General features: G+C 64.4%; 27 protein-coding genes. 13 read left to right on the top strand and 14 right to left on the bottom strand.

Features of this window, described 5'->3' with window-relative positions:
- The first annotated feature begins 15 nt into the window (after nucleotides 1–15).
- The 4 genes from ACO06X_RS08720 (at nucleotide 16) to ACO06X_RS08705 (ending at nucleotide 4,439) form a co-directional block, all read left to right on the top strand.
- Nucleotides 16–639 carry a TetR/AcrR family transcriptional regulator gene (locus ACO06X_RS08720; protein ID WP_421839531.1) on the top strand — a complete coding sequence of 208 codons (624 nt, stop codon included), beginning with the start codon at nucleotides 16–18 and terminating at the stop codon, nucleotides 637–639.
- Between the two features lie 97 nt (nucleotides 640–736).
- On the top strand, nucleotides 737–1,534 hold the full coding sequence (locus ACO06X_RS08715) for an enoyl-CoA hydratase/isomerase family protein (protein WP_421839530.1): 798 nt from the start codon (nucleotides 737–739) through the stop codon (nucleotides 1,532–1,534).
- 14 nt (nucleotides 1,535–1,548) lie between these two features.
- Nucleotides 1,549–3,579 carry an FAD-dependent oxidoreductase gene (locus tag ACO06X_RS08710; RefSeq protein WP_421839529.1) on the top strand — a complete coding sequence of 677 codons (2,031 nt, stop codon included), beginning with the start codon at nucleotides 1,549–1,551 and terminating at the stop codon, nucleotides 3,577–3,579.
- A gap of 242 nt (nucleotides 3,580–3,821) precedes the next feature.
- A complete protein-coding gene (locus ACO06X_RS08705) occupies nucleotides 3,822–4,439 on the top strand; it encodes a hypothetical protein (RefSeq protein ID WP_421839528.1) in 618 nt (205 codons plus the stop codon).
- Nucleotides 4,440–4,448: 9 nt separating this feature from the next.
- Here ACO06X_RS08705 and ACO06X_RS08700 read toward each other — a convergent pair whose 3' ends face one another.
- The 9 genes from ACO06X_RS08700 to ACO06X_RS08660 form a co-directional block, all read right to left on the bottom strand.
- Entirely contained in the window at nucleotides 4,449–5,228 is a 780-nt protein-coding gene (locus ACO06X_RS08700) for an enoyl-CoA hydratase (RefSeq protein WP_421839527.1), read from the bottom strand.
- A gap of 62 nt (nucleotides 5,229–5,290) precedes the next feature.
- Nucleotides 5,291–5,557, bottom strand: coding sequence for a hypothetical protein (locus ACO06X_RS08695; protein ID WP_421839526.1), 267 nt, complete (start codon nucleotides 5,555–5,557; stop codon nucleotides 5,291–5,293).
- A gap of 97 nt (nucleotides 5,558–5,654) precedes the next feature.
- Nucleotides 5,655–5,930: an HU family DNA-binding protein gene (locus ACO06X_RS08690; RefSeq protein ID WP_292945975.1), complete on the bottom strand. Its 276-nt coding sequence runs from the start codon at nucleotides 5,928–5,930 to the stop codon at nucleotides 5,655–5,657.
- A gap of 259 nt (nucleotides 5,931–6,189) precedes the next feature.
- Nucleotides 6,190–6,555 (bottom strand): hypothetical protein, encoded by a 366-nt coding sequence (locus ACO06X_RS08685; protein ID WP_421839525.1) that lies wholly within the window; start codon nucleotides 6,553–6,555, stop codon nucleotides 6,190–6,192.
- An 11-nt stretch (nucleotides 6,556–6,566) separates the two neighbouring features.
- Nucleotides 6,567–7,820: an aromatic ring-hydroxylating oxygenase subunit alpha gene (locus ACO06X_RS08680; protein WP_421839524.1), complete on the bottom strand. Its 1,254-nt coding sequence runs from the start codon at nucleotides 7,818–7,820 to the stop codon at nucleotides 6,567–6,569.
- A 33-nt stretch (nucleotides 7,821–7,853) separates the two neighbouring features.
- Nucleotides 7,854–8,336 carry a nuclear transport factor 2 family protein gene (locus ACO06X_RS08675; protein WP_421839523.1) on the bottom strand — a complete coding sequence of 161 codons (483 nt, stop codon included), beginning with the start codon at nucleotides 8,334–8,336 and terminating at the stop codon, nucleotides 7,854–7,856.
- Nucleotides 8,337–8,400: 64 nt separating this feature from the next.
- A complete protein-coding gene (locus ACO06X_RS08670) occupies nucleotides 8,401–10,827 on the bottom strand; it encodes a TonB-dependent receptor (RefSeq protein WP_421839522.1) in 2,427 nt (808 codons plus the stop codon).
- Between the two features lie 344 nt (nucleotides 10,828–11,171).
- Nucleotides 11,172–12,197 carry an AraC family transcriptional regulator gene (locus ACO06X_RS08665; RefSeq protein ID WP_421839521.1) on the bottom strand — a complete coding sequence of 342 codons (1,026 nt, stop codon included), beginning with the start codon at nucleotides 12,195–12,197 and terminating at the stop codon, nucleotides 11,172–11,174.
- A gap of 35 nt (nucleotides 12,198–12,232) precedes the next feature.
- A complete protein-coding gene (locus ACO06X_RS08660; RefSeq protein WP_421839520.1) occupies nucleotides 12,233–12,976 on the bottom strand; it encodes an aspartate/glutamate racemase family protein in 744 nt (247 codons plus the stop codon).
- Nucleotides 12,977–13,284: 308 nt separating this feature from the next.
- On the opposite strand from ACO06X_RS08660, the gene ACO06X_RS08655 reads away from it, so the two are divergent.
- The 3 genes from ACO06X_RS08655 to ACO06X_RS08645 are packed head-to-tail and all read left to right on the top strand — an operon-like array spanning nucleotide 13,285 to nucleotide 16,091.
- Nucleotides 13,285–13,647: a hypothetical protein gene (locus ACO06X_RS08655; protein WP_421839519.1), complete on the top strand. Its 363-nt coding sequence runs from the start codon at nucleotides 13,285–13,287 to the stop codon at nucleotides 13,645–13,647.
- On the top strand, nucleotides 13,644–14,834 hold the full coding sequence (locus tag ACO06X_RS08650; RefSeq protein ID WP_421839518.1) for an aromatic ring-hydroxylating oxygenase subunit alpha: 1,191 nt from the start codon (nucleotides 13,644–13,646) through the stop codon (nucleotides 14,832–14,834). The genes ACO06X_RS08655 and ACO06X_RS08650 overlap by 4 nt, the downstream gene beginning before the upstream one ends.
- 30 nt (nucleotides 14,835–14,864) lie before the next feature.
- A complete protein-coding gene (locus ACO06X_RS08645) occupies nucleotides 14,865–16,091 on the top strand; it encodes an NAD(P)/FAD-dependent oxidoreductase (RefSeq protein WP_421839517.1) in 1,227 nt (408 codons plus the stop codon).
- On the opposite strand, the gene ACO06X_RS08640 is transcribed toward ACO06X_RS08645, so the two are convergent.
- Nucleotides 16,088–16,993: a LysR family transcriptional regulator gene (locus ACO06X_RS08640; protein ID WP_421839516.1), complete on the bottom strand. Its 906-nt coding sequence runs from the start codon at nucleotides 16,991–16,993 to the stop codon at nucleotides 16,088–16,090. The two genes, ACO06X_RS08645 and ACO06X_RS08640, sit on opposite strands and share 4 nt — an antisense overlap.
- A 101-nt stretch (nucleotides 16,994–17,094) precedes the next feature.
- Between ACO06X_RS08640 and ACO06X_RS08635 the strand changes: the two genes are divergently transcribed.
- Genes ACO06X_RS08635 through pcaD form a run of 6 tightly spaced genes read left to right on the top strand, consistent with a single transcriptional unit; the run spans nucleotide 17,095 to nucleotide 21,631 of the window.
- Entirely contained in the window at nucleotides 17,095–18,258 is a 1,164-nt protein-coding gene (locus tag ACO06X_RS08635) for a muconate/chloromuconate family cycloisomerase (protein ID WP_421839876.1), read from the top strand.
- Complete coding sequence (gene catC, locus ACO06X_RS08630) at nucleotides 18,258–18,542, top strand: muconolactone Delta-isomerase (protein WP_421839515.1); 285 nt, start codon at nucleotides 18,258–18,260, stop codon at nucleotides 18,540–18,542. The genes ACO06X_RS08635 and catC overlap by 1 nt, the downstream gene beginning before the upstream one ends.
- Before the next feature lie 20 nt (nucleotides 18,543–18,562).
- Nucleotides 18,563–19,468, top strand: coding sequence for a dioxygenase (locus ACO06X_RS08625; protein WP_421839514.1), 906 nt, complete (start codon nucleotides 18,563–18,565; stop codon nucleotides 19,466–19,468).
- Nucleotides 19,465–20,172, top strand: coding sequence for a CoA transferase subunit A (locus ACO06X_RS08620; RefSeq protein ID WP_421839513.1), 708 nt, complete (start codon nucleotides 19,465–19,467; stop codon nucleotides 20,170–20,172). The genes ACO06X_RS08625 and ACO06X_RS08620 overlap by 4 nt, the downstream gene beginning before the upstream one ends.
- Entirely contained in the window at nucleotides 20,172–20,822 is a 651-nt protein-coding gene (locus ACO06X_RS08615) for a 3-oxoacid CoA-transferase subunit B (RefSeq protein ID WP_421839512.1), read from the top strand. The genes ACO06X_RS08620 and ACO06X_RS08615 overlap by 1 nt, the downstream gene beginning before the upstream one ends.
- A 23-nt stretch (nucleotides 20,823–20,845) precedes the next feature.
- Complete coding sequence (pcaD, locus tag ACO06X_RS08610; protein ID WP_421839511.1) at nucleotides 20,846–21,631, top strand: 3-oxoadipate enol-lactonase; 786 nt, start codon at nucleotides 20,846–20,848, stop codon at nucleotides 21,629–21,631.
- Nucleotides 21,632–21,635: 4 nt separating this feature from the next.
- Here pcaD and ACO06X_RS08605 read toward each other — a convergent pair whose 3' ends face one another.
- From ACO06X_RS08605 to ACO06X_RS08590, 4 genes are read right to left on the bottom strand one after another with little or no spacing between them, the layout of a single operon-like run.
- On the bottom strand, nucleotides 21,636–21,935 hold the full coding sequence (locus ACO06X_RS08605; RefSeq protein WP_421839510.1) for a non-heme iron oxygenase ferredoxin subunit: 300 nt from the start codon (nucleotides 21,933–21,935) through the stop codon (nucleotides 21,636–21,638).
- Nucleotides 21,936–21,976: 41 nt separating this feature from the next.
- Nucleotides 21,977–22,459 (bottom strand): nuclear transport factor 2 family protein, encoded by a 483-nt coding sequence (locus ACO06X_RS08600; RefSeq protein WP_421839509.1) that lies wholly within the window; start codon nucleotides 22,457–22,459, stop codon nucleotides 21,977–21,979.
- 2 nt (nucleotides 22,460–22,461) lie between these two features.
- The gene (locus ACO06X_RS08595; RefSeq protein ID WP_421839508.1) at nucleotides 22,462–22,836 is read right to left on the bottom strand and encodes a hypothetical protein; all 375 of its coding nucleotides are present in this window, start codon (nucleotides 22,834–22,836) and stop codon (nucleotides 22,462–22,464) included.
- Nucleotides 22,837–22,858: 22 nt separating this feature from the next.
- Complete coding sequence (locus tag ACO06X_RS08590; RefSeq protein WP_421839507.1) at nucleotides 22,859–24,079, bottom strand: aromatic ring-hydroxylating oxygenase subunit alpha; 1,221 nt, start codon at nucleotides 24,077–24,079, stop codon at nucleotides 22,859–22,861.
- Nucleotides 24,080–24,117 lie beyond the last annotated feature (38 nt).

Here is a 24,117-nt window from a genome sequence, read left to right as displayed (position 1 = left end):
GGATACAAGGAATCCATGCAACGTTCTTCGCCCGATTCTGCGCCTGTTGCGGAGCCGCGACCGAGGGGGCGTCCGCGCAATCCAGACTTCGAGGCGCGCATTCTGGCGGCGGCGGCGCAAGTCTATGGCGCGGGGGGCTGGGCGGGCTTCAGCCTTGATGCGGTGGCGCGGGCGGCGGGGATCGGCAAGTCGACGCTCTATGCGCGCTGGACGAGCGGGGAGGACTTGCTCTGCGCGATGATCGAGCAGCGCTGGCAGGCGCTGGCGGCGATCGACACCGGAAGTCTCCACGGCGATCTCACCGCATTCGGCGCGCTGGTTCTGGCGCGCTATCTGGAGACGGGTGGCGGGGTGGCGCGGCACATGCGGCGCGATCTCATGACCCATCCCGAGCTTGCAGCCCGGATCGGGCCAGTGCTGGGCGCTGTGACGGCGCAGGCCATCGCGATTCTGCGGCGAGGCCGGGCGCGGGGCCAACTGCGCGATGGCGTGAGCGCGGCGCTCGCGTCCGACATGCTGCTTTCGGCCATGGAATCGCATGCCGGGCGGCTCGGGCCGGGGGAGACGATGAGCGAGGCGGCGATCACGGCCTATGCGGCGCGGGTGGCGGAGCTGCTGATCGGCGGGATCGGCGCATGACCGGGCTGGCTGTCAATATGGGCAGGTTTGCCGCGCGGCGCGGCATGACAGAAACGGAGTTTGCGCCCGCAGAGGCGCGAAGGGGGAGCGAGGCGGCATGACCTATCGCACGATCACGGTGGAGAAGCGCGGCGCGGCGGACTGGCTGACGCTGAACCGCCCCGATCAGCTCAATTCCATTTCGCTGGAGATGGTGGACGAGCTTTCCCACTACTTCGGCGCCCTGTTCAACGACCGCGAAACGCGCGTGGTGGTGATGCGCGGGGCCGGGCGGGCCTTCTGCGCCGGGCTTGATATCAAGGACCGACAAGCGGCGAATGGCCCTGATCCGTTTGGCGGGGGCTTCGGCTTTCAGGGCCATCTGGCAGACGTCTATGTGAAGATGCGGCGCTGCCCGCAGCCGATTCTGGCGCTGGTGCACGGTGCGGCTTGCGGCGGAGGCTTTGCGTTCGTGCTGGCGGCAGACATCCGCATTGCGGGCGAGAGCGCCAGGATGAATGCTGCTTTCATCAAGCTGGGGCTTTCCTCCTGCGACATGGGCGTCAGCTACTTCCTGCCTCGCCTCGTCGGCACTTCGGTTGCCTCGGAGCTTATGCTGACCGGGCGCTTCATCCATGCGCCGCGCGCGCTGGCGACGGGGCTGGTGAGCGAGGTAGTGCCCGACGACCAGCTCGAAACCGTGGCAGAAGGTTATGTCGCTGACATGCTCGCGGCCTCACCGCGCGGGCTGCGCATGACCAAGGAGGGGTTGAGCCTCGCGGTGGATGCGCCGAGCCTTGAAGCAGCGATGGCGATCGAGAACCGCAACCAGCTGATGACCGCCGCCAGCCCCAATTTCGCCGAAGGGATGCGCGCCTTCCTCGAAAAGCGCCGCCCGAACTACATTCCAGACTGAACGGACAACGGACCATGTCGCACGCCAAATATCCGCTGATGTTCTCCGCCCTGACGATCCGGGGCAACCGGCTCAAGAACCGCATTATCATGGGCTCGATGCATTCCGGCCTCGAAGATCTGCCCAATGCGGCGGAGCGCCTTTCGGCCTACTTTGTCGAGCGCGTGAAAGGCGGGGTCGGCATGATCATCACCGGCGGCATCACCCCGCACCCCAGCGGCGGGCGCGGCGCGAAGCTGAGCGAGCCGAGCGAAATTCCGATGCACCGCGCGGTGACGGAAGCGGTCCATGCCGCCGATCCGGAGGTCAAGATCTGCATGCAGATCCTGCACTCAGGCCCAATGGCTAACGTGCGCGAAGCAGTCGGTCCCTCGCCGGTTCGTTCGCGCCTCGCCAAGCATGCGCCGCTCGAACTCGATGAAGCGGGAATCGAGGAACAGATCGCCGCCTTTGCCAACTGCGCGGCGCTGGCCGTGGAGGCGGGCTATGATGGGGTCGAGATCATCGGCTCGGCAGGCTATCTGATTTCCACCTTCCTCGTCGAGAAGACCAACCAGCGCTCCGACCGCTGGGGCGGCTCGTGGGAAAACCGCATGCGCTTTCCCATCGAGATCGTGCGCCGCACCCGTGCCGCACTCGGCGATGACAAGATGCTGATCTTCCGCATTTCCGCGATGGACATGCTCGAAGGCGGGCTCGCGTGGGAGGAAGTGACGAGCCTGGCAAAGGCGCTGGAAGCGAACGGCGCGGACGTGATCAGCACGCACTTCTGCTGGCACGAAAGCCAGGTGCCGACCATCGCGACAATGGTGCCGCGCGCGGCCTTTGCGCAGGTGACCGGCAAGCTGCGCGATGTGGTTTCGATCCCGCTCATTACCAGCAACCGCATCAACATGCCGCATGTGGCCGAAGAGGTGCTGGCGCGCGGGGATGCCGACCTCATCTCGATGGCGCGGCCGATGCTGGCCGACGCGGAGATCGTGAAGAAGGCATGGCAAGGCCGCGAGGACGAGATCAACACCTGCATCGCCTGCAACCAGGCCTGCCTTGATCATACGTTCACCGGCCAGCTGACGAGCTGCCTCGTCAACGCGCGGGCGTGCCGCGAGACGGAGATCACGGTGGCGCCGGCCACGACGGCGCGGCGGATCGCGGTGGTCGGCGCAGGGCCGGCGGGGCTTGCCTATGCGACGATCGCTTCGGGGCGCGGACACAAGGTGACGCTGTTCGATGCGGCGGACGAGATCGGCGGGCAGTTCAATCTGGCGCGCAAGATCCCGGGCAAGGAAGAATTCGACGAGACGATCCGCTATTTCGGGCGGATGATCGAGGTGAACGGGATCGAATTGAAGCTCGCCACGCGGGTCAATGCCGATATGCTGGCGGCGGGCGGGTTCGACGAGATCGTGATCGCCACCGGCATCACGCCGAGGAAGCCCGATATCGAGGGCATCGATCACCCCAAGGCCGTCCGCTATGTCGATGTGATCACCGGCAAGGCGCAGGTGGGCCAGAAAGTGGCGATCATGGGCGCGGGCGGGATCGGCTTCGACGTAGCGGAGCTGATCACTCATGCGGGGACGCCGGGTTCGCTCGATGTCGATGTGTTTGCCAAGGAATGGGGCATCGATTTCAAGAACCACCCGCGCGGCGGGGTGACCGGGGTGGTGCCCGAAGTCGCCTCGAGCGGGCGCGAGGTCTGGCTGCTGCAGCGCAAGGCGAGCGCGGTGGGCAAGGGGCTGGGCCGCACCACCGGCTGGACGCACCGCATCACCTTGCAGCGGCGCGGCGTGCAGATGCTGGGCGGGGTGGAGTATGACCGGATCGACGATTCCGGCCTCCACATCCGCGTGGAGGGCGAGCCTCGGCTGCTGGAAGTCGATACCGTGATCGTTTGCGCCGGGCAGGAACCGGCGCGCGGGCTTTATGATGACCTCGTCGCGCGGGGCCTTTCGCCGCAGCTGATCGGTGGTGCCTACGAGGCGGCGGAACTCGATGCCAAGCGGGCGATTCTGCAAGCGACCGAACTGGCGGTGGCTGTCTAGGACTTGTGGGCGTGGCGGTGCGGCGCCGGATAATGCACGCGGAGCGGACGGCAGGCGCCGCCCGTCGCCGCACTCACTCCTTATACAGTATGAAATATATCTAAAGATATGTATCGGTGCTGGTTTCCATAGCAGGAATCCGCTAGTCCCATCTGGTCGGACCGTCGGGAACTTGTTGTATGGTATGGCATACCTTGCCAATCCAGGCGCATTCAGCGCCGGAGCGGGATGCAAACTATCGTTTGGCAGAGGCTTGCGATTCGGCAGGAGCCCCGCTGGCGCGAGGCTTTGCCGCGCTGGTAGAGCCCTATGCTGATTTTTTTGCCTATAGCACCGGTGCAGGCGGCAACGCGGCCGCACTGATCGAGGGCCTGCTCCGGCTGGAGACCATGGCTGCGGCGATCGAAGCCAGGATCGCGCCCTTGTGGCACGATCTGGCGCGGAGCGCGCTGACAGTGGCCGAGGACGAGAACAAGCAGCGGGCCGATCGCCTGTTCGGGCTCGATGGCAGGGCCGGGTTGCTGGGCGAAGTCAGGCGCTTGCAGCGCCTTGCCGCGCAGGAATTGCCCCACATGTCCGAAGCGGACAAAGCCGCATTTCTGGGCGCGCTGATCGCTTTTGTCGGTGCGTTCCTGCCCGGTGATAGCGGCGCGGTGGAGCATTCCGGGGTGCTTGCGCTGCCGGTCTATCTGCAGGCGCTGGCTCTTGTCGTGCTGGTGCGGGATTGGATTGCCGCACCTCCGGGGTTGGCAGAGCAGGCCGCCATCAGTCGCCACCGGGCGTTTCTGCTCGGTGCCGGATGCCCGGCAGGTCCAGTGGTCGCTGCGTTCCACGCTGCAGCGCAGGCGCTGGCCCGCTAAGGCTGCGGCCTACTGGCTGCGGCCGCGCGCTTGCACCGCGAGGCGGCGCGCTTCGACTTCTTCCGGTTTGACCGCCGAGTTTGCGGCGGAGGAGCGGCTGGCCTCCAGCGCTATGCCCTCGCCAAAGGGCAGGGCATAGCCATCGTCGATCAGCGCCTTGTAATTGCGCAGGAAAGTGGGGTCGATCGAAGCCATGTCACGCGCGATCTGCTGCGCGGCGGATAGCAAGGCCTCAGGCTCGACCACGCGGTTGACGAGGCCCCAGCGCTCGGCGGTGGCAGCATCGAGGAAGTTGCCGGTGAACGAGAGTTCCTTGGCCCGGCTGATCCCGATCAGGCGCGGGAGCTTCTGCGAGAGGCCCCAGCCGGGATAGACGCCGACGCGTGCGTGGGTATCGGCAAAGCGCGCGTTGGTGGAGGCGATCAACACATCGCAGGCGAGCGCGACTTCGAAGCCGCCGGTGATGGCGACACCGTTGATCGCGCCGACAACGGGCTTGCGGCAGATTTCGATCGCCTTGACCGGATTTTCGGAAGCGCCTTCAGCGTTCGCCGCGCCCAGCGCGCCGGCCTGGGAACCGAGTTCCTTGAGATCGAGCCCGGCGGTGAAGGCGCGCGTGCCGGCGCCGGTGAGCACGACGGCGCGAACGGCATCATCTGCATCGAGCGCGGTCATCACTTCGGCAAGGCGCGCGCGCAGGGCCTTCGACAGCGCATTCATCGCCTCGGGCCGGTTGAGCGTGACGGTGGCGACACCGTCTGCGATATCGACGAGGATGAGATCGGTCATGGCGTGATCCTTAGGTAGGCAGGGCCGCTTTGACCACGGCGCGCGGGGCCATGCACCTCTGCTTATTGCGGAGGCTGCGACATCCCGCCGTAGAGATCCATGAAATTGCGCGCCGCATCGCGTTCGGTGGGATCCTTGAAGGCAATATCGAGATCGGGCGCGCTGCCCAGGATGTGCATCAGCGCCCAAAGCGCAAAGCGGCGTGCCGGATCGGTTTCCAGCCCGAAATCGACGGAGAGGCGCTCGGCCCCGGCAGCAAGCTCGGCAGCGCTGAGGCCGCCAAGGTCCGCCGTGCCGAAGTAGCGGCGCATGAGATCATCGAAGCCCATCAGCCTTGTTCCTCCCCAAAACGCGAACGGCACGCGAGAGAAGGTCCCCCGCGTGCCGTTCTGGCATCATCAGCGCACCTTGCGGGCGCATGACGGATCAGCCGTTAAGCTTGTCCTTGACCGACTTCGCGGCAGCGAAAGTCAGCTTGCGCGAAGCGGCGATCTGGATGGGGGCGCCGGTCGAGGGGTTGCGGCCTTCGCGGGCCGGGCTTTCCTTGACCTTGAACTTCCCGAACGCGCTCAGCGAGACTTCCTCGCCCTTGGCAGCCGCATCGGCAATCGCCGCGAACACGGTGTCGACCAGCTTCTTGGCATCGGCCTTGGTGAGGCCCGCGCTGGCAGCAACGGCTTCGGCGAGTTCAGCAGTATTCATGATCCCAATTCTCCAACGGTTGGACGCGCCGGTTAGCTTGGCCTGCGCCCTGCGTCCAGCCTCGAACACGCAGAATACGCTGGAATCTGGGGGAATCCGGATGAACCTGCCCATCGCTGTCGCCGGAACGATGTTCAAGTAGCGGCGATTTTGACGACAGAACATTGCTTGACGATATCGGCAGGGCGACTGCGCATCCGATCAGCGCTGAATCTGGCCAAATCCATTGCTGGCGTTCCGGCCACCAACTGGCTCGGCGTTATCGCAGCAGCGTGGCAGTTGATGCTGCGTCTCCGTGGCCTGGCTGAAACCGCGGGGCGGCGAAGCTGAACGGCACGTCGGCGCTTCCACCATAGAGTTCGTGGTGCGGAGCAGCTTCGGCGAACGCAGCGGCAAGGTTGAAGAGGTTGGTCTGCGCCTCGTCCATCCCGTCCAGCGCGTAGTTGGCCAGTTCCTCCAGCATATCCGGCAGCCGAGGCATGACCGCCGCATAGAAGCTGGCAAAGTCTGCCGCGCTCGCGCCCCAGCGGATCCGGCTGCGATCATTCTCGGTGGCCCGCCCCCACTGCTCCGCGATGGCGGTGAGGTCCGAAAACGCAGCTGGCAGCGCAAGTGTCGTGGTCATCGGCGTTCTCCTCAGCGCGCAAGATACTGGTCGAGCGTGCGCGCGGCGTGACGGATCATGAACTCCTGATCCATGAGCTGCATGGTATCGATCGCACCCGAGCGAATGCCGAGGAAGGTGTCCTCCATGGTGCCGGTGTCCTCCAGCCAGGCATTGCGGTGGAGCGCATTGACGTGCAGCTGCGCGATCCGCTCTGCCGCATTGCGGGCAGGCCTGAAGTAGTTGATGCCCTCCCATAATGTGCGGCCATGATCGAGCGGCCAGAACTGGTGCGTGAAAAAGGCCATGCCGGGATAGCCGCACCCCGCCGCAAGGTGGATCAGGAAGTTCGGAAAGATGTTCGGCAGTTCGAACTGGAAGTCGCTGCGCCCCGTGGGATTGATCCCGGGCGGCACGAGTTCGGGCCGCGGGCCATGCTCGCGGTCGGCATGAAGAACCCCGGCAAACTGTGCCGTCGAGGCTGCCGCGTCCATTCCGCCACCGTAGATCGTCGAGGAGGCATGCGGCCCTACCAGCTTGAAATCGGCGTGCTCGATGCCGGTGAAGCCAGGCAGCGATCCGGCGTGGATGGTGGGGACGTGGTACCCTTCCGAGAACGCGTAGAGGGCCACTTTCCAGTTGCATTCCAGCACGGTCGAATAGCGGAATGCCGTGGTTGCCTCGTGGTAGGGGAAACCGCTGAACAAGGCGCCGAAGTCTCCCAGATAGTCGGCGAGGCTCTGTTCAGGCTGATCCGCGAAGTTGATGAAGATGAACCCCTCCCACGTATCGCAGGTAATCTCCCGCAGGCCGAGGCAGGCCTTGTCGAGCTGCCCGAAGCCGCTTTCCAGCGGCACCGAGCGCAGTGGTCCGTCGGTGCTGAACACCCAGCCATGGAACCGGCACGAAAGGACATTGGCCCTCGCCTTGCCGAAGCTCTCGAAGCCGCTGCTTGGCACAACCTTGTTGCCGCGGTGGGTGCAGACATTGTGGAACGCACGGACCTTGCCGTCCTTGCCGCGCACGATCAGCACGGAAGTATCGGCGACCGGCATTTCCTTGACCTTGTAGTCGCCCCGGTCGGGGATCTCCCAATCCGTTGCGACCTTGAGCCAGGCACGACCGAAGACCTTCTCCCGCTCAAGCGCATAGATTTCGGGATCGCGAATGGCATCGATCGCGACCGGACCGACGCCCAGCTCCGTTCTGATCTGATCGATCGAACGGCCGAGATGGGCGAATTTCTCCGCGCCCGGACGCAGCGTTGCACCGGAAAGATCATTCATGTGAAGTCTCCTAGGTCAGGAATGGGGACGAGCTCAGGCGTCCGACAATTGTGCCGGTTTCGGCTGCCAGCCGTCCGGGTAGTGCGAGATCAGGTCCGCCTCGAGCTCGAGGTAGGCGAAGCGCCACCGGCCCTCGTCGAGCCTGACTTGCGCCTTGTAACGGCCGCCGATCCAGTAGGCCTTGCCGCTGGCTGCCGTGGCTGCCTCCCACAGATAGAAGTCGACCGTTCCCGTCGTTTGATCCTCGGCCAGGGCAACCATGGGCGAGACCAGAAAATGGAGTGTCCACCGGAAGCCGGCATCGGCGTTGCCCGCGACCCCGGCGGCGATCGCTTCGCTTCCCTCGAAGCTGCCGTACTGATCGATCACGAACCGGCTGTCAGCCGTGAACAGCGGGCGAAGCGCTGCTGCCGATGGACCAGCGTCGAAGGCGCGCCCGAGGTCTGCAATCAGGTCGTCAATGGCGCGCAGCGCTTCAAGCTGGCGCAGGCGCTGTTCGAGATTGCCTGTGTCCAATGTCTTTCTCCCTGTCGCTGCCGGGGTGGCACGGGGCCACAGCCTTGGGCCACCCCGGCATTCGTCAGAACGAGAACCGTGCCGAGAGATACCACTCGCGCGGGCGGCCATAGACGCCCTCGGTGACCCCGCCGAAGGAATCGGCGTAACCCGAGCCGAGATAGAGTGCCTTGGTCAGGTTCTTTACGCCGAGGGTCGCCCCCCACTTCTCCGTCGGGTCGGTGTAGGCAATCGCCGCGTTGACGAGGTGGTAGCCGTCCTGGATCAGCAGCGGCGTGTTGATCGCATCGTTGTAGACGCGCGTGCGGTACGACCAGTCGATGCGCGGCTGGAAGCTGCCGATGTTGCCCGCCTGGATGTTGTAGGAAACCGCCGCGCTCATCGTCCAGCGCGGGGCATTCTGGAGCTTGGTTGCTGTCGTGACACCGGCATTGAGCGCGCGGATGTCGACATTGCGGTACTTGGCATCGAGATAGCCGAGACCGCCCTCGATCCGCAGTCCATCCACGGGCCGCGCCTGGAACTCCAGTTCGAAGCCCTGGATGCGCGCTTCGGCAGCGTTCTGGATGATCGGTGCAAAGCCGAGGGTGGGATCGTTCACCGTAATCTGCAGGTTCTTGTAATTATTGAGGAACACTGCACCATTCAGGCGAAGCTTGCGGTCAAACAGATCGCTCTTGAAGCCGAATTCGTAGGTCTCGCTGGTTTCGGGCCGGAACGAGGGAATGAACGCGAAGGGCGGGAACACACGCTGGGTGAAGCCGCCGCCCTTGAAGCCCTTCGAGTAGGACACGTAGGTCAGGAGCTCAGGGCTGAAGCGGTAGGACAGGCTGGTCATCGGCGTCCACGCCTTGTCCTTGATCGAGGACGTCCGCCCCAGCGGCCCCATCAGCGGATCGCCGTTCTTGAGCCCGGACCCATCAGGATTGAGCGGCGCACCGGTCAGGAAGCCGGCTTCGACCACGAACTGGTTCTCGTTGCTGAAGGACTTCTTGTCTTGCGTCCAGCGGATGCCTGCGGTCAGGTTGAGATTGGGCACCACTTCGTAGGTCGCCTGGCCGAAGAATGCCAAGCTTTGGCCCTTCAGCGCCGCGCCGCTAAGGAAGACGGCGTCGACGATCTCAACCAGATCGCGATGGTTGCCGCTCTCGTCGGAGTAGTAGCCACCGATTACCCAGTTGAGCTTCTTGTCGAACAAATCGCCCAGAAGTTGCACTTCCTGCGAGAACTGGTGCTGCTTCCAGTCGCTGTTGGTCTGGATGATCGAGGCAGGGCTGTGATCAGAATCGCGCGTCCAGAAGCCAGTCACCTTGCGGTAGGCGGTGATCGACTTGATCGAGAAGTTGGGAGCAACCTTCCACTCGGCCGTGCCGGAAGCGCCCCAGATGTTCACATTCGAGGCTGACTGATAGGGCTTGGGATTGAACCGGTTGAACACGTTCGAGACGGTCGTGAAAGTGCCGCCATGCCGGTAGGGTCCAACAACCCATTGGCTGTTGTAGCAGGAGGTATTGGTCAGCCGCGCCGGGTTGGTCGTGTCGAGGCAGACCCCAGGTGCGCCGGAATAGGCGGCATTCCAGTACTGGGCAGCCGGTGCGTTTTCGTTGATGGCGATGGCCACGTTGGGCGCCGAATTCTCGCGGGTGCGCGAACCGTCCACCGCAAGGTCGATGGTGAAATCGCTGCTCGGCTCCAGCCTGAGCGCGAACCGGCCCGCCAGATTGTCGGTATCGCCGAGATCCGGTGCACCCGCGATCACGCCTTTCACGTAGCCGTTGCGCTTGTGATAGAACCCGGCGAAGCTCGAATAGACGCCTTCAGCAAGCGGCACATCGACGTTGCCCTTGATCTGGATGCGACCGAAGCTGCCCGTGGTGGCTTCCAGCGCACCGCCAAGATCGCGGCCCGGCTTCTTGGTCACCACGCTCACGGCGCCGCCGATGGTGTTGCGGCCAAACAGCGTGCCCTGCGGCCCGCGCAGGACCTCGATCCGCTCGACATTGAGAACGTCCAGCACGTTGCCCACGCCGCGCGAGATGTAGACACCATCCAGGTAGAGCCCGACACCGGGATCGGCAGAGAGCTGGTAATCGTTCTGGCCGATGCCGCGGATGAAGATCGCGGCGGTGGCGTTGCTGGCGGAAACCGGGACCGAGCTGTTGAACTTCACGTTCGGGGTGAAGTCGCCGATCTGGGTGACGTTGTCGATCCCGCGCTCCTGCAGGCCAGCGCCGGTGACTGCGGAGATGGCGATGGGGGTGTCTTGCAGCGATTCAGCGCGCCGGCGTGCGGTGACGGTGATCTCTTCGACCCCGGTGTTTTCGGCTGCTTGTGCCTGCTGGGCCGTGTCGGCGGCCTGCGCGTGCGCAGTCCCGGTCCCAACCAGCACTGCAAACAGCGATGCGCCCATGAGCAACCCGCAGCGCTTGATCGCTTCCGCACGGATCTGCTTGACCGGCATCCCCCCGGACATCACCGACAATCTTTGCATAATTAACTCCCCGTCATTACCTGATTGTGTGCGACCGGAGCAGAACGGGCCAGTGGCGATGGTTTGCCAGACAGCCCGGACCCCAAGCCCGATTATGCAAGTGTGATGCCTTGAGTGCCCGCAAAGCTGCTAGCCTCTGAACGCCGGCTAGGACATGTCAGCGCCGCGAACATGGCCATGGATAGCATACTGCTTGGGGAGAACCGTCCGCGCGTACACTGAAGGCAGCCATGCGGGACGGCGCCACGAACAAGGGGGCAGCCTTGCGACCGCCCCCTTTCTGCTCAAACTGTACGAAGATCCTCGCCTGCTGACCGTTCCGGGTCTGGCGGCGCCGGTTGGGCTCAGTGGAAGCCGATGCGCTTCAGCGTCTCCGATGGGCGCTGCCCGAAACGCTCGGTATAGTCGCGCGCGAACTTCGACAGGTGGGTGAACCCGCAGGAGAGGGCGACCTCAGTCACCGTGAGGCCGGTTTCGGCGGCCTCCTGCAACTGGCGATGCGCGAGCGAAAGTCGGCAGTTCTTGAGGTATACCATGGGTGTCGTCCCGCGGAACCGGCGGAAGCCCGTATGCAGCGAGCGCGCCGATACGCCCGACACCACGATCATCTCGTCAAGCGTGATCGGATCGGCGGCATGGTGCCGGATGAACTCCTCGACCCGGCGCACATAGTAAGGAGCCGGTGCTGCGGCCGGGGTATCGAAGAGTTCGGAATGATTGTGCGGCACGGCGGCAAGCAGCAACCGCTGCAGCGCCTGTTCGACCGAGCCAACCACGCGGGTATGGCTGAAGGAGGATGATCCCCGGTCCAGATCGTCGCAGATCGTGCGCACCAATTGCGCGAAGCTGACGGCGGCGCCCGCGAGCGAGACCGGCGTGTGGCAGAACCGCAGGTCAGCCGCCTTGAACCCGAGTTCCTGGGAAAGCGCGGCCTCGAGACCGCCCTTCGATAGCTTCACCGTGAAATGCTTGTAGCCTTCGCCAAAGACCTGCTGGACCCGCTCTCCGGGATTGAGCACGCACATGTGCCCCGGCTCCAGCTCGAAAGTCCGTTTGCCCTGCGTGATCCTCACCGCGCCGAACAGCGAGAACTGGACGAGATAGAGATTATCCATCGGGGGAATGTCGACGATGACCCGCCCGAAGGGATTGCCATAGTCCGTGGCGTTGAAGGAAACCGATCGAAGCGACGCATGGTGGTGGCGAAAAGCGATGGGCGGCCTGCCGCCCTCAAGGCGCAAATCGTGCGGGCAGAACATCTCGCTCATGTGGTGATGCACCTGGTCGATGTCGTGCGACAGCAGACGCGGAAAACTCGCCAGCGGCATGCCGCTGCCGTCCCAGCGGCTTGATGCGAGTGCAGGTACCATAAGCGCGGCTCCCCCCTTTGTTATCCAATAGCCGGTCAGGCTCCCAGAACCACTCCATCCATGATCACATCGGGCTTCGGATAGGCCCGTTTGCTGTGGCTGAGTCCCTGATTCAGCAGCATATCGCATGTCATCAGACCTACCAGCCCGGGATTCAGAACAGGCACGGGCAAATGCTCGGCCAGATAGCGGTGCGACTGGTGCATTGTCGTTGAACCGAGGATCAGAACATCGGCGCCGTCCTCTTCGATGGCGCGCTGCGCGGCCTCCAGCAAAAGCGGAAACACGCTGTCCTCCTTGCCGGCCAGCAGTTCGCTGGTATCGGGGCGCACGCCGATCGAGCGTACCGACGCTAATCGTCCAGCGAGGCCGTTCTCGGCGAGGATCTTGTCATAAAGCCAGCGCCACCGGTCCCACATGCTGAGGATCGAGAAGCGGCGCCCCAATTGTGCAGCGAGGGCATATGTCGGCTGGGCTGCGCCGACTACGGGAATGGACAGCCGCGAGCGGAGTGCGGCGACCCCGGAGTCGCTCATCGAGTTGACGCAGACCGCAGCGCACCCGTCGGCTTCAGCGCTCGCACCGGCTTCGAGGCAGAAGGCATCCGCAATCGAACCCTCGTAGATCGAGCCGAGCGCGCCGCCGCCTCTGGCCGCGCAGGTCATCTCGACCGTCACCCCCCGATCCGCCAGCTCCGGGGGAACCTGAGCGGAAAAGGCACGCAGACCTTCTTCCGGCACAGGTACGGGGATGATCATCCTGATCTTTCGGTCGCTCACGCCATACCTCACTGGATAGCTGGCTCAGCCGGTAACGGCCTCTGCGGCGAGGCAGGGCAGCGCGCCGCAGCCCGATCACTCGATGACAATAAGGTGACCCGCGCGTGACATCAGGTCCAATACTGAATGCGGCACTGTACCAGACCCAAAAGGTATGATCCGACGCTCCCCGATCATCTCCCGGCGGGACACCTTTCTGCCGCTCTGGCCCATTTCCGCAGTCAGCGGCCAGCCCTTGCGCCTTCGGGATAGCCCGACCTGATCCCAGGGCGCAGCCTTGGGCGAATAAGCAGAGTCATGGAGAGGGTATGACGAGCACAAGTCAGTTGCCGGATCATTTCGCCGATCTCGCTCCGTTTCTCGAATGGGCACAGCCAACCGAAGTCGGGCGCAACGCCAAGCGGTGGCGTTCCTCGCTGGAAGAGAGCCAGCGGTTCTACGACGCCATGCTCGAGCGCGGACCGGCGGCGTTGGAGTATCTCGGCGGGTTCGCGCTGGATGCCATCAGCGGACCGGATCGTAGCCTGCTGAACCTGTGCCTCGCGCTCGCCGAGTGTTCGGCGACCATCGAGATGTACGAGAATCCGCAGCCCAAATACGTCTTTCCCATCGAACGGTTCGTGCCGGTGCACGACACCTGGGATGCTGCAAACCGGGGAGCAACGCTATGACCACCGCGCCGTGCCGCTTCATGGACCGCTACCCCGAGGAAGGCCGCGATCCCGTCCCGGTGGAGCGCTATACCTCCACGGAATACTTCGATCTTGAGCGCGAACGCGTATTCCGCCGCAAATGGCTGAACGTCGGCAATGTGCTCCAGGCACCCAAGCCCGGGGACTACTTTGTCGCCGACCTCAAGATCCTCGATACTTCGCTGCTGGTCATTCATGGCAAGGATGGCAAGTTCAGAGCCTTCCACAACCAGTGCTCGCACCGCGGCGCGCCGGTGGCGTGGGATGCGCAGGGCTCGTGCAAGGGCTATCTGGCCTGCCGGTTCCATGGCTGGGTCTACGATACCACCGGCAAGCTGGTGCATATCTCCGATGCCGAGAATTTCCCCGGCGTGAAGCCTGAAGACAACGGCCTGACCCCCGTTCATTGCGAGGTCTGGGAGAGCTTCGTCTTCGTCAATCTGGCCGCCGAGCCGGAAGAGACGCTGGCCGAGTTCCTCGCCCCGGTGGCGGGCGAGATCGGGCGATACGACTTCAGCGGCTTCACCCCGGCATTCTCCTACCGGATCGATGAGGCGGTGAACTGGAAGACGCTGCAGGAAGCGCAGCTGGAAGGCTGGCACCTGCCCTTCCTGCATGAAAAGACCCTCGCCCGCGCCGTGAAGACCGATGGCAATCAGTATCGGCACGCCAGCATCGAGCTTTACGGACTTCACGGCGTGCTCGGCTCGCCGCCGCCAGACAGCTTCACGCCCTCGCCCGTGGCGCAACTGGCCAGCCGCTTTGGCACCGGTACCGTCCAGGCCTTTGGCGCGAAGGTCGAGAACGAGGGTGAAGGCTACAAGTTTCGGGGCTCGTTCGATTTCTGGCACATCTTCCCCAACTTCTTCGTGGGGCTGCTGAACGGTCTCTACTTCACGTTCAACATCTGGCCCGTCGCGGTCGACCGTAGCGTGTGGGAGATCAAGGGGTACTATCCGCCGGTCACGACCGCCGGGGAGCTCTTCGCGCGTGAATACTCCAAGGTGGGCTTGCGTGATCCGATGATGGAAGATTGCTTCACCCATGAGCTGATCTGCGCGCAGCTCAAGTCCGGCGCGAAGCAGCATATCCATTTCCAGGATGAGGAAACACTGGTCCGGCACCTCGGCAATGGGGTTGAGCGCTGCGTCCGCGGCCTTGCCTGAGCTGACGCGCCGAGAGATCCGGGAGTGACCATGCGCAAGACTATGACAACGGGCGTGCTCGTGGTCGGGGCAGGGCACGCCGGCGCGGCCGTTGCCGCGCAGTTGCGCCAGGCTGGCTATGCCGCCCCGATCATGCTGGTCAACGACGAGGCGCGCCTGCCCTATGAGCGCCCGCCGCTCTCGAAGTTCTGCTTGCTCGACGCAGCGCAAGCTGAAGCGCCCTTGCTGCGTCCCCGCCACTTCTGGGCCGATGCCGAGATCGACCTTGTGAGCGGGGTGGAAGTTGCCGCCCTGAATCCGCCGGAGCGAAAGGCGGCATTGTCCGATGGCCGGGCCATTGCGTTCGACTGGTGCGTCCTTGCCACGGGCGGAAGGGCACGGGCACTCACCTGTCCTGGCGCCGATCTGCCGGGCAGCCATGTCCTGCGCAATCATGCCGATATGGAGCGCCTCCGTCGGCACCTCGCCACCGCGCAGAACATCGCGGTGATCGGGGGCGGCTATGTCGGGCTTGAAGTGGCGGCATCCGCGCGCGCTTTGGGCAAGTCCGTCACGGTGATCGAGGCGCAACAGCGGGTTCTCTCGCGGGTGACCTCCGCGCCCGTATCCCGCTTCTTCGAAAGCATGCACCGGCGCCATGGCGTGGATTTCCACCTCGGGCGAGCCGTATCGGCGCTCGCAGGCCACGAACGCGTCGAGGCGGTGGTGCTGGATGATGGCACCGAGGTGGCGGCGGATGCGGTCATCGTCGGGATCGGGATCGATGCCGAGACCGCTCTCGCCGAGGCTGCCGGGATTGCCTGCCATGGCGGCGTTGTGGTGGACGCCCACTTCCGCAGTTCAGCCCCCCGCATCCTCGCGATCGGCGATTGCGCGCGCCATCCCAACGACTTCGCGGGCGGCATGTGGCGCCTCGAATCCGTGCAGCATGCCCAGGATTCCGCCGCAGTGGCCGCCATGACGATCATGGGCGAAACGCGGGTCTATCAGGACGTGCCGACATTCTGGTCCGAACAGTATGACCTGCGGCTGCAATCGGCCGGAATCGCGCGCGATGCAGACGACTTTGTGGTGCGCGGCGATCTGGACCACGGCCCGTTCTCGATCGTCTATCTGCGCGAAGGCCGGATGATCGCGGTCGATTGTGTCAACAATGCCCGCGAGTTCATGGTTGCCCGCAAGCTGATCGGGACGCGTGCGAGCCTTGACCGGGCATTGGTCAGCGACACGTCCGTTTCCCTCCGGGCCTTCGCCTAGCCGTGGCCGTGCGCAGCGCTCGCGTGGATCTCGCAGCTGATCCGGATCAGCGTCGCCAGTTCGGGCGTTACATCGCCGGAGCGATGGACCATCATGATTGGCGAGCGCGCGCCGCGGTCCGCAAGCGGCAGATAGCGGACATCATCCCGGCGCAGGCGCTGCACCGACTCCGGGACAACGGCAAAACCGGCATAGGCGGCGACCAGGCCGATCGCGGTCTGGAGTTCGCGCACTTCCATGATCTTGGCGGGCGTCAGGCCAAGGTCATGGATCACGCCCAGCACCTGATCCGCGTAGCTCGGGCGTGCCGGCCTCGGATAGACGATCAGCGGCTCAACCAACAATTCGGACAAGTGCACGGCGCGGCCAACCGATACGAGATGGTGATCCGCCGGAACCGCCGCGACCAGAGGTTCATCCGCCAGCACGATGCGACGAACCGCCGGGTCCTCGACGCGCAGGCGGCCGAAACCCACATCGATCCGGCCTTCCTTGAGCGCCGTGATCTGCTCGACCGAAGAGCACTCCAGCAACGAAACGTCCGCACTGATCGACTCTTCGCGAAAGCGGCGGATCACCTGCGGCAGCAACCCGTAAAGCGTCGAGCCGACGAAGCCGATAACGAACCGGCGCCCGCCCTGATCGGACAGGCGGCCGACCATCGACTGGATCTGCTCCATCCCGGCCAGCACCTGGACCGCCTGCTCATGCAGAAGTCGGCCTGCCTCGGTCAGCTTCAACGGGCGGCTCGACCTGTCGACCAGCTCAGCCCCGACTTCTTCCTCAAGCAGGCGGATCTGCCGGCTGAGGGGCGGCTGCGCCATGTTGAGCACTTGCGCCGCGCGCGTGAAATTGCGCTCCCTAGCGACGGCGACGAAGTACCTGAGGCGCCTGAGATCCATATCATACCCTCAAGGTCTTGCCGTTTTCCGGGGGCATTCATGGTCAATCGGCAAAAATCGACCTGTTTTCAGTCTCTATCAGCTTCAAAGACCATCCTGCCATGACAGTCAAGATAACGCACATCGATACCTGGATTGTCGATGTACCGACAATTCGCCCGCACGTTCTGGCCATGACCTCAATCAGCCGCCAAAGCATGACGCTGGTCCGCATTCACACTTCCGATGGCGTCATCGGGCTCGGCGAAGGCACGACGATCGGGGGGCTGGCCTATGGCGAAGAGAGCCCGGAATCGATCAAGCTGACGATCGACCAGTACATGGCGCCCTTGCTGATGGGTCAGATGCTGATCGATCCGGCCGCGCAGCTGGCACCGATCCGCAGCACCATTGTCGGCAACCACTTCGCCAGGAACGCCGTGGAGACCGCGCTGCTGGATATCCAGGGGCAGCGGCTCGGCGTGCCGCTCTCCACGCTTCTGGGCGGGCGCCAGCGCGATCGGATTCCGGTGCTCTGGACCCTTGCGAGTGGCGACACCGCCAAGGATATTGCGGAGGCGGAGGCCCTGATCGCCGACCGGCGACACAACATTTTCAAGCTGAAGATCGGCAAGCGCGCTCTGCGTCAGGATGTGGCGCATGTCGCCGCAATCAAGCGCGCGCTGGGCGACGAGGCGTCCGTGCGGGTCGACGTCAATCAGGCCTGGGACGCCGTCACCGCACTGCGCGGTGCCGCCATGCTCGCCGACGCCGGCGTCGATCTGATCGAGCAGCCACTGCCCCGCGCCGATCGACTGGGGATGGCGCACCTGACCAGGCATTCGCCCCTCCCCATAATGGCGGACGAAGCCTTGCGCGGCCCGGTCGATGCGGTCGACTACGTCGCCGCCCGGGCCTGCCATGCCTTCTCGATCAAACCGGCGCAGGCTGGCGGATTGTTCGCGGCGCGCGACGTTGCGGCGATCGGGGAGGCCGGGCAGATCGGCATCTACGGAGGCACGATGCTGGAAGGCAGCATCGGCACCGCCGCATCGGCGCACCTGTTCGCGACGCTTCCCTCGCTCGGCTGGGGCACGGAACTGTTCGGGCCGCTCCTCCAGACCGAGGACATTCTGACCGAACCGCTCGAATATCGCGACTTTGCCCTGACGGTACCGGCTGCGCCGGGGCTCGGGCTCAGTCTCGATCTCGACAAGATCAACCACTTTCGCCGCGATGCGCCGTCAAGAACGGTCAGCACGCCGGGCCGACAGGAGAACAGCTGATGCTTTTCATGGTAAGAATGGATGTGCACGTGCCCCACGAGCTCGATCCTGCGAAGTTTGACGCACTCAAGGCCACCGAGAAAGCGCGGGCGGAGGACCTGCAGCGCAGCGGCAAATGGCGGCACCTCTGGCGCATCGCCGGACAATACGCGAACATCAGCATCTTCGATGTCGCCGATGCGGCCGAGCTCCACGAACTGATGATCAGCCTCCCGCTGTTCCCCTACATGACCACCGAGGTGACGGCCCTGTGCCGCCACCCTTCCGCCATCTCCGCCGACTGAACCGCAACGAGGAGGATGCCATGACCGACATCGTGAAATCACCGGCCGTGCAGGCCCTGTTCGACCGCGCCGCCGGGCTGGACCAGACCGGCGGCAACGCGCGGCTGAAGGCGATCCTGCGCGATCTGCTCGAGGCGCTCGCCGTCACCATCGAGAAGCACGACATTTCCGAAAGCGAGTTCTGGGCCGGGCTGTCCTTCCTCCAGAACGGTGTGCAGGAGTTCGGGCTGATCGCACCGGGAATCGGGATCGAGCATTTCCTTGATCTGCACATGGACGCCAAGGACGCGGAAGAGGGCGTCAGCGGCGGCACGCCGCGCACGATCGAAGGGCCGCTCTATGTGGCCGGTGCCCCGCTCGTCGATGGCGACCTGACCCGCACCAACGACGTGAACCTGACCACTGATCCCGATGAAACGGAAACCCTGACGATGTCGGGCACCGTGACAGGCCCGGATGGCGAGCCGGTGAAGGATGCGGTGCTGCATGTCTGGCACGCCAACTCCAAGGGCTTCTATTCGCACTTCGACCCGACCGGCGCCCAATCGCCGTTCAACAACCGCCGCCGGATCAAACTCGGTTCCGATGGCCGCTACGCGTTCCGCTCCAAGATGCCGCGCGGCTATGCGTGCCCTCCCGGCGGTGCGACCGAGCAGCTCATGCACGCGCTCGGCCGGCACGGAAACCGCCCGGCTCACGTCCATTTCTTCCTTGAAGCGCCGGGGTATCGCACGCTCACCACTCAGATCAATTTCGGCGATGATCCACACGCCCGCGACGACTTCGCGTTCGGTACGCGCGAAGGGCTGCTGCCTGTGCCCGAGCGGACCGGCGATGGGGCGCATATCGCTTTCGACTTCTGCATGCAGAAGGCCCGCTCGGCTGATGAGCAAGGCTTCTCGCAGCGCCCGCGGGCAGCCGCGTGAGCAAGGTGTTTCCCACTCCGGCGGCGGCGCTTGAAGGGCTGCTGTTCGATGGAATGACCATCATGTCCGGCGGGTTCGGGCTCTCGGGCAATCCCGAGAGCTTGATTCCGGAGATCCGGGCCAGCGGGGTGCGGAACCTCACGGTGATCTCCAACAATGCGGGAGCCGAAGGCTTCGGGCTCTGGATGCTGCTGCAGACCCGGCAAATCCGGAAGATGATCAGCTCCTACGTGGGTGAGAACAAGTTGTTCGAACAGCAGTACCTTTCGGGCGAACTCGAGCTTGAACTCAACCCGCAGGGCACTCTGGCCGAGCGGATCAGGGCAGGGGGAGCCGGGATTGCCGCGTTCTACACGCGCACGGGCGTCGGCACGGTGGTTGCCGAGGGCAAGCCGACCGAGATCTTTGAAGGCGACGAGTATGTGCGGGAAACCTGGCTCAGGGCAGACCTCGCGATCGTGAAGGCCTGGAAAGCCGATACCGCAGGCAATCTGCTGTTCCGCAAGACCGCGCGCAATTTCAATCCGGACATGGCAACCGCAGGCAGGGTGACCGTGGCGGAAGTGGAGGAAATCGTCCCCGAAGGCGCAATCGATCCGGACTGCGTGCACACGCCGGGCATCTATGTCGACCGGGTGGTTCTCAGCACGATCAACGAAAAGCGGATCGAACAGCGCACTGTGCGCCAGCGGGAGCCGGCCTGATGCCCTGGACTCGCGATCAAATGGCCGCGCGCGCCGCCCTTGAACTGCACGATGGCGCCTATGTAAATCTTGGCATCGGCATCCCCACGCTTGTTGCCAACCACATTCCGTCCGGCGTCCACGTGACGCTGCAATCGGAAAACGGCATGCTCGGGATGGGGCCTTTCCCCTTCGACGACGAGGTCGATCCCGATCTCATCAACGCGGGCAAGCAGACGATCACCCAGCTGCCCTCGTCGAGCTTCTTTTCTTCCTCCGCGAGCTTCGCAATGATCCGGGGCGGGCATATCGACGTTGCCATCCTCGGCGCGATGGAAGTCAGCGCGCGCGGCGACATCGCCAACTGGACCATACCCGGCAAGATGGTGAAGGGCATGGGCGGGGCGATGGACCTTGTCGCCGGGGTCAAACGGGTGGTCGTCATCATGGACCACTGCAGCAAGGACGGCGCGCCCAAGATCGTCACCCAGTGTTCGCTCCCCCTCACGGGCCGCGGGGTGGTGGATATGATCATCACCGATCTTGCGGTTCTGGCCTGCACGCGCGGCGCGGACCGGCTGAAGGTGCTCGAACTCGCCCCCGGCGTCTCGGCCGAAACCGTTCGCGAACGCACCAGCGCCTCGCTCGATCTGACCGGCCTGGCCGGCTGAACCAACTTTCGACAGGTGAGACGATGACACAAAGCAGCGGCCTTGCAGCGATGAACGATGGCGCGGCCATCGCCTGGACCCTCGAAGGGCCGGAGGATGGTCCGGTCCTGTTGCTGTCCAACTCTCTGGGGACGAGCAGCGCCATGTGGCAACCGCAGCTGCCGGCGTTCGCCGCCCGCTACCGCGTCCTGCGCTATGATACGCGGGGCCACGGCCAGTCAGCCGTTTCCCTGGGTGACTACGGCCTCGATCGTCTGGGCCGCGACGTTGTGGACCTGCTCGATGCCCTCGGCCTCGATCAGGTGGATTTCTGCGGCCTCTCGCTGGGGGGCATGACCGGGCAATGGCTGGGCGTTTTCGCGCCGGACCGGGTGCGGCGACTGGTGCTTGCCAATACTTCCGCCTTCATGGGACCACCGACCGGCTGGCAGGATCGGATGAACCGCGTGCGCCGCGAAGGCATGGCCGCGATTGCCGACGCGGTGATCGCGCGCTGGTTCACCCCCGCGTTTGCCAGCACCCCCGCAACTGCCGAAGTTCTCGAAACCCTGCTGAAAACCGACCCTGCTGGATATGCCGGGTGCTGCGCCGCGATCCGCGACATGGACCTGCGCCGGATTGTCTCGCTTATCGACCGGCCCACGCTCGTGATCAGCGGCGTGCAGGACCCGGCAACCCCGCCCGAGCATGCCGAGTTTCTGCATCAGGCAATTACCGGCTCCACGCTCGTCTCGTTCGATGCCAGCCACCTGTCCAACATCGAACAGCCTGCGGCCTTTGCCGAGGCGGTACTGGAATTTCTCGACTAATGTCCTAGCGCTCGATGCGCAGTTCGCCGTCCTGTTCCATCACCGCGTAGGCACGGATCGGCACCGAGCAGGGCGCCGCGCGCGGCTCGCCCGTGCTGATGCAGAACGATCCCATGTGGAACGGGCAGAAAATCTGGCCATTCTCCACATAGCCTTCCGACAGCGAGGCTTCGCCGTGGCTGCACAAGTCGTCCGTGCAGTAGAAGCCGTCCTTCCAGCGATAGACAGCCAGCGCGTGGCCATCGTCCAGCTCCACCCGCAGGGGTTCGTCGGCGGGCACGTCGGCGGCCCGGCACAGTGTCAACACAGAGGTCTCCTTAAGATCGGATGGTCAGCCACGAACGCTCAGGCCATGGGCACTTTGCCGGCCCACGGCGCTGCGGCCAGACTGGAAAGGCGCGGATCGAGCCGCACGCGGTCGAACCGCCACTCACCGCCGTGCTCGCTGAGTTCGCTGTCATACCAGCCGCCGTACCAGGTATCGCACGCGCTGCCGTCGTCCTGCCTCATGGTTGCGAGCTCCCACAGGTACCACCGGCAAGTCGCGGTGGTCGCATCCGGGCCAAGTTCGATCAGCGGCGAGACCATGTAGTGCAGCGACCAGGTGACGAAGCCCTGCGCCAGTTCGGACAAGCCGGCGGCAATCGCGTCGCGCCCCTGCAGGTGCGCAACGCCGTCCAGCTGCCATTCGGCATCCGGATGGAACAGCGGCTCGAGGATGGCGGGATCGTTCTTGCGGTCGGCGCCCACGGCATACGTCGCGATCAGTTTCCGGATCGCCTCACAGGCCTCGATGCGCCGCAGCCGCAGTTCGAGTTCGGCGGGCACGATCAGCGCGGTCCGTTGGGCGGGAGCGCCTGCCAGGTCTGGTCGCGGCCGTGGACCGCGACGAAACGCTGTTCCTCGAAGGCGTAAGGCACGCCCACCTGGCCCCGGTAGAACTCGATGTGCGGCGCGACTTCGGCCATCGACAGCGCAATGTTGAAAATGCCACGATGCGATTCCGGCAGCTCGCCGAGCGGGAAGGCGTCGCAGGCATCGAGGATCGCCTCGATATGCGGCAGCACGCCTCCATAAAGGGCGTGAAGATCCGCTTCGCTGGCTTCGCGGCGCGCACAGGTGCGCTCGTCCGCAGTGCCAAGGTTCCAGCGGGCGAAGGGGATCAGTGCCTCGAACCCGGCGGGGACGGTCATTGGCTGGTTCATGCTCAGGGTCCTTCCAGCGGGATCAGGCGTTGACGTAATCGTCCACAACCTTGCAGTTGTGGCGGATGAGGATCTCTTCGTCCTGCAGGTGCTGGACCTTCTTCGCGCCCGAAAGCATGGCGCGGTAGGTGTCTTCCATCGTCGCGGTATCCTCCAGCCAGGCGTTGCGCTGGAGAACCATCGACCGTTCGAAGCCCCAGAGCTCACTGTAGGTGCGCGGCTTCTTCAGGTAATATTTGCCTTCCCACAGCGTCTTGTCGTGCGCGATCGGCCAGAACTGGTGGGTAAACCAGATACCCTCGGAGACGTGCAGGAGCACGCTGGGGAACAGCACGCTCAGCTCGAAGGCCCAGTCCGGCTCGCGGTTGGGGTTGAGTGTTGGCGGCAGGCTCGAGGCGCCGCCCTGCGCGGCCAGCGATCCGCGCGAGCGCTCGTTGGCCAGATCGCCGATCGGGGTGCGCGGCAGGTTGTCGACCTGAAGCCTGACCGAACAAGTCCGGTGCGGTCCGAACAGCTCCACATCCTCGATCGGCCCCTTGAACACGTTGGGGAAGGACCCGGCGTGGATGGTGTCGACATGGTAAGCCTCGGCAAAGGCGTCCGATGCGACCTTCCAGTTGCAGTTGAGGGTCGTGTAATAAGTGAAGCCGTGGTCGCAGGCGGCGAAATCGAACCCGCCGAAATGATCGGCATAACCGCCAAGGAAGTCCTTGAGCGATTGGACCGGGCCGGGATCGACATTGACGAAAACAAACCCGGCCCAGGTATCGCAGTGCACTTCGGTCAGGCCGTTTTCAGCCTTGTCGAAGCAGCTGTAGAAGCGCTCCTCCTGCGGCACGTTCACCAGCTCGCCCTGCGCGTTGTAGACCCAGCCGTGAAACCGGCAGGTAACCACCCCGGCGCGATTGCGCCCGTAGGTTTCCTGGCCGGTCTCGGTCACCACGGTGTTGCCGCGGTGCGAGCAGGCGTTGTGGAACGCGCGGATGACCTTGTCCTTCCCGCGCATGATGATCACCGAGGTATCGGCGAGGTCCAGCCGGCGGACCTTGTAGGAGCCTACCTCCGGAACTTCCCGTTCAAGCGCGACATAGAGCCACTGCTTCTTGAAGATCCTCTCTTTCTCTTTTTCGTAGTACGCGGGGTCGATGTAGGGCGCGACCGGAAGCGGTTCCTGGCCGAGATCGGGGTATTTGCGCGCCCAGCGGCCGGGTTCCTTGTCGATCTGAAGTGCCTCAGTTGCCATGCTCGCTCTCCTGCGCCTGTCACTCTCGGATCGGACCG

The organism is Novosphingobium sp. (genome assembly GCF_965229225.1).
Lineage (GTDB): Bacteria > Pseudomonadota > Alphaproteobacteria > Sphingomonadales > Sphingomonadaceae > Novosphingobium.
This window is presented reverse-complemented; position numbering and strand designations above follow the sequence as displayed.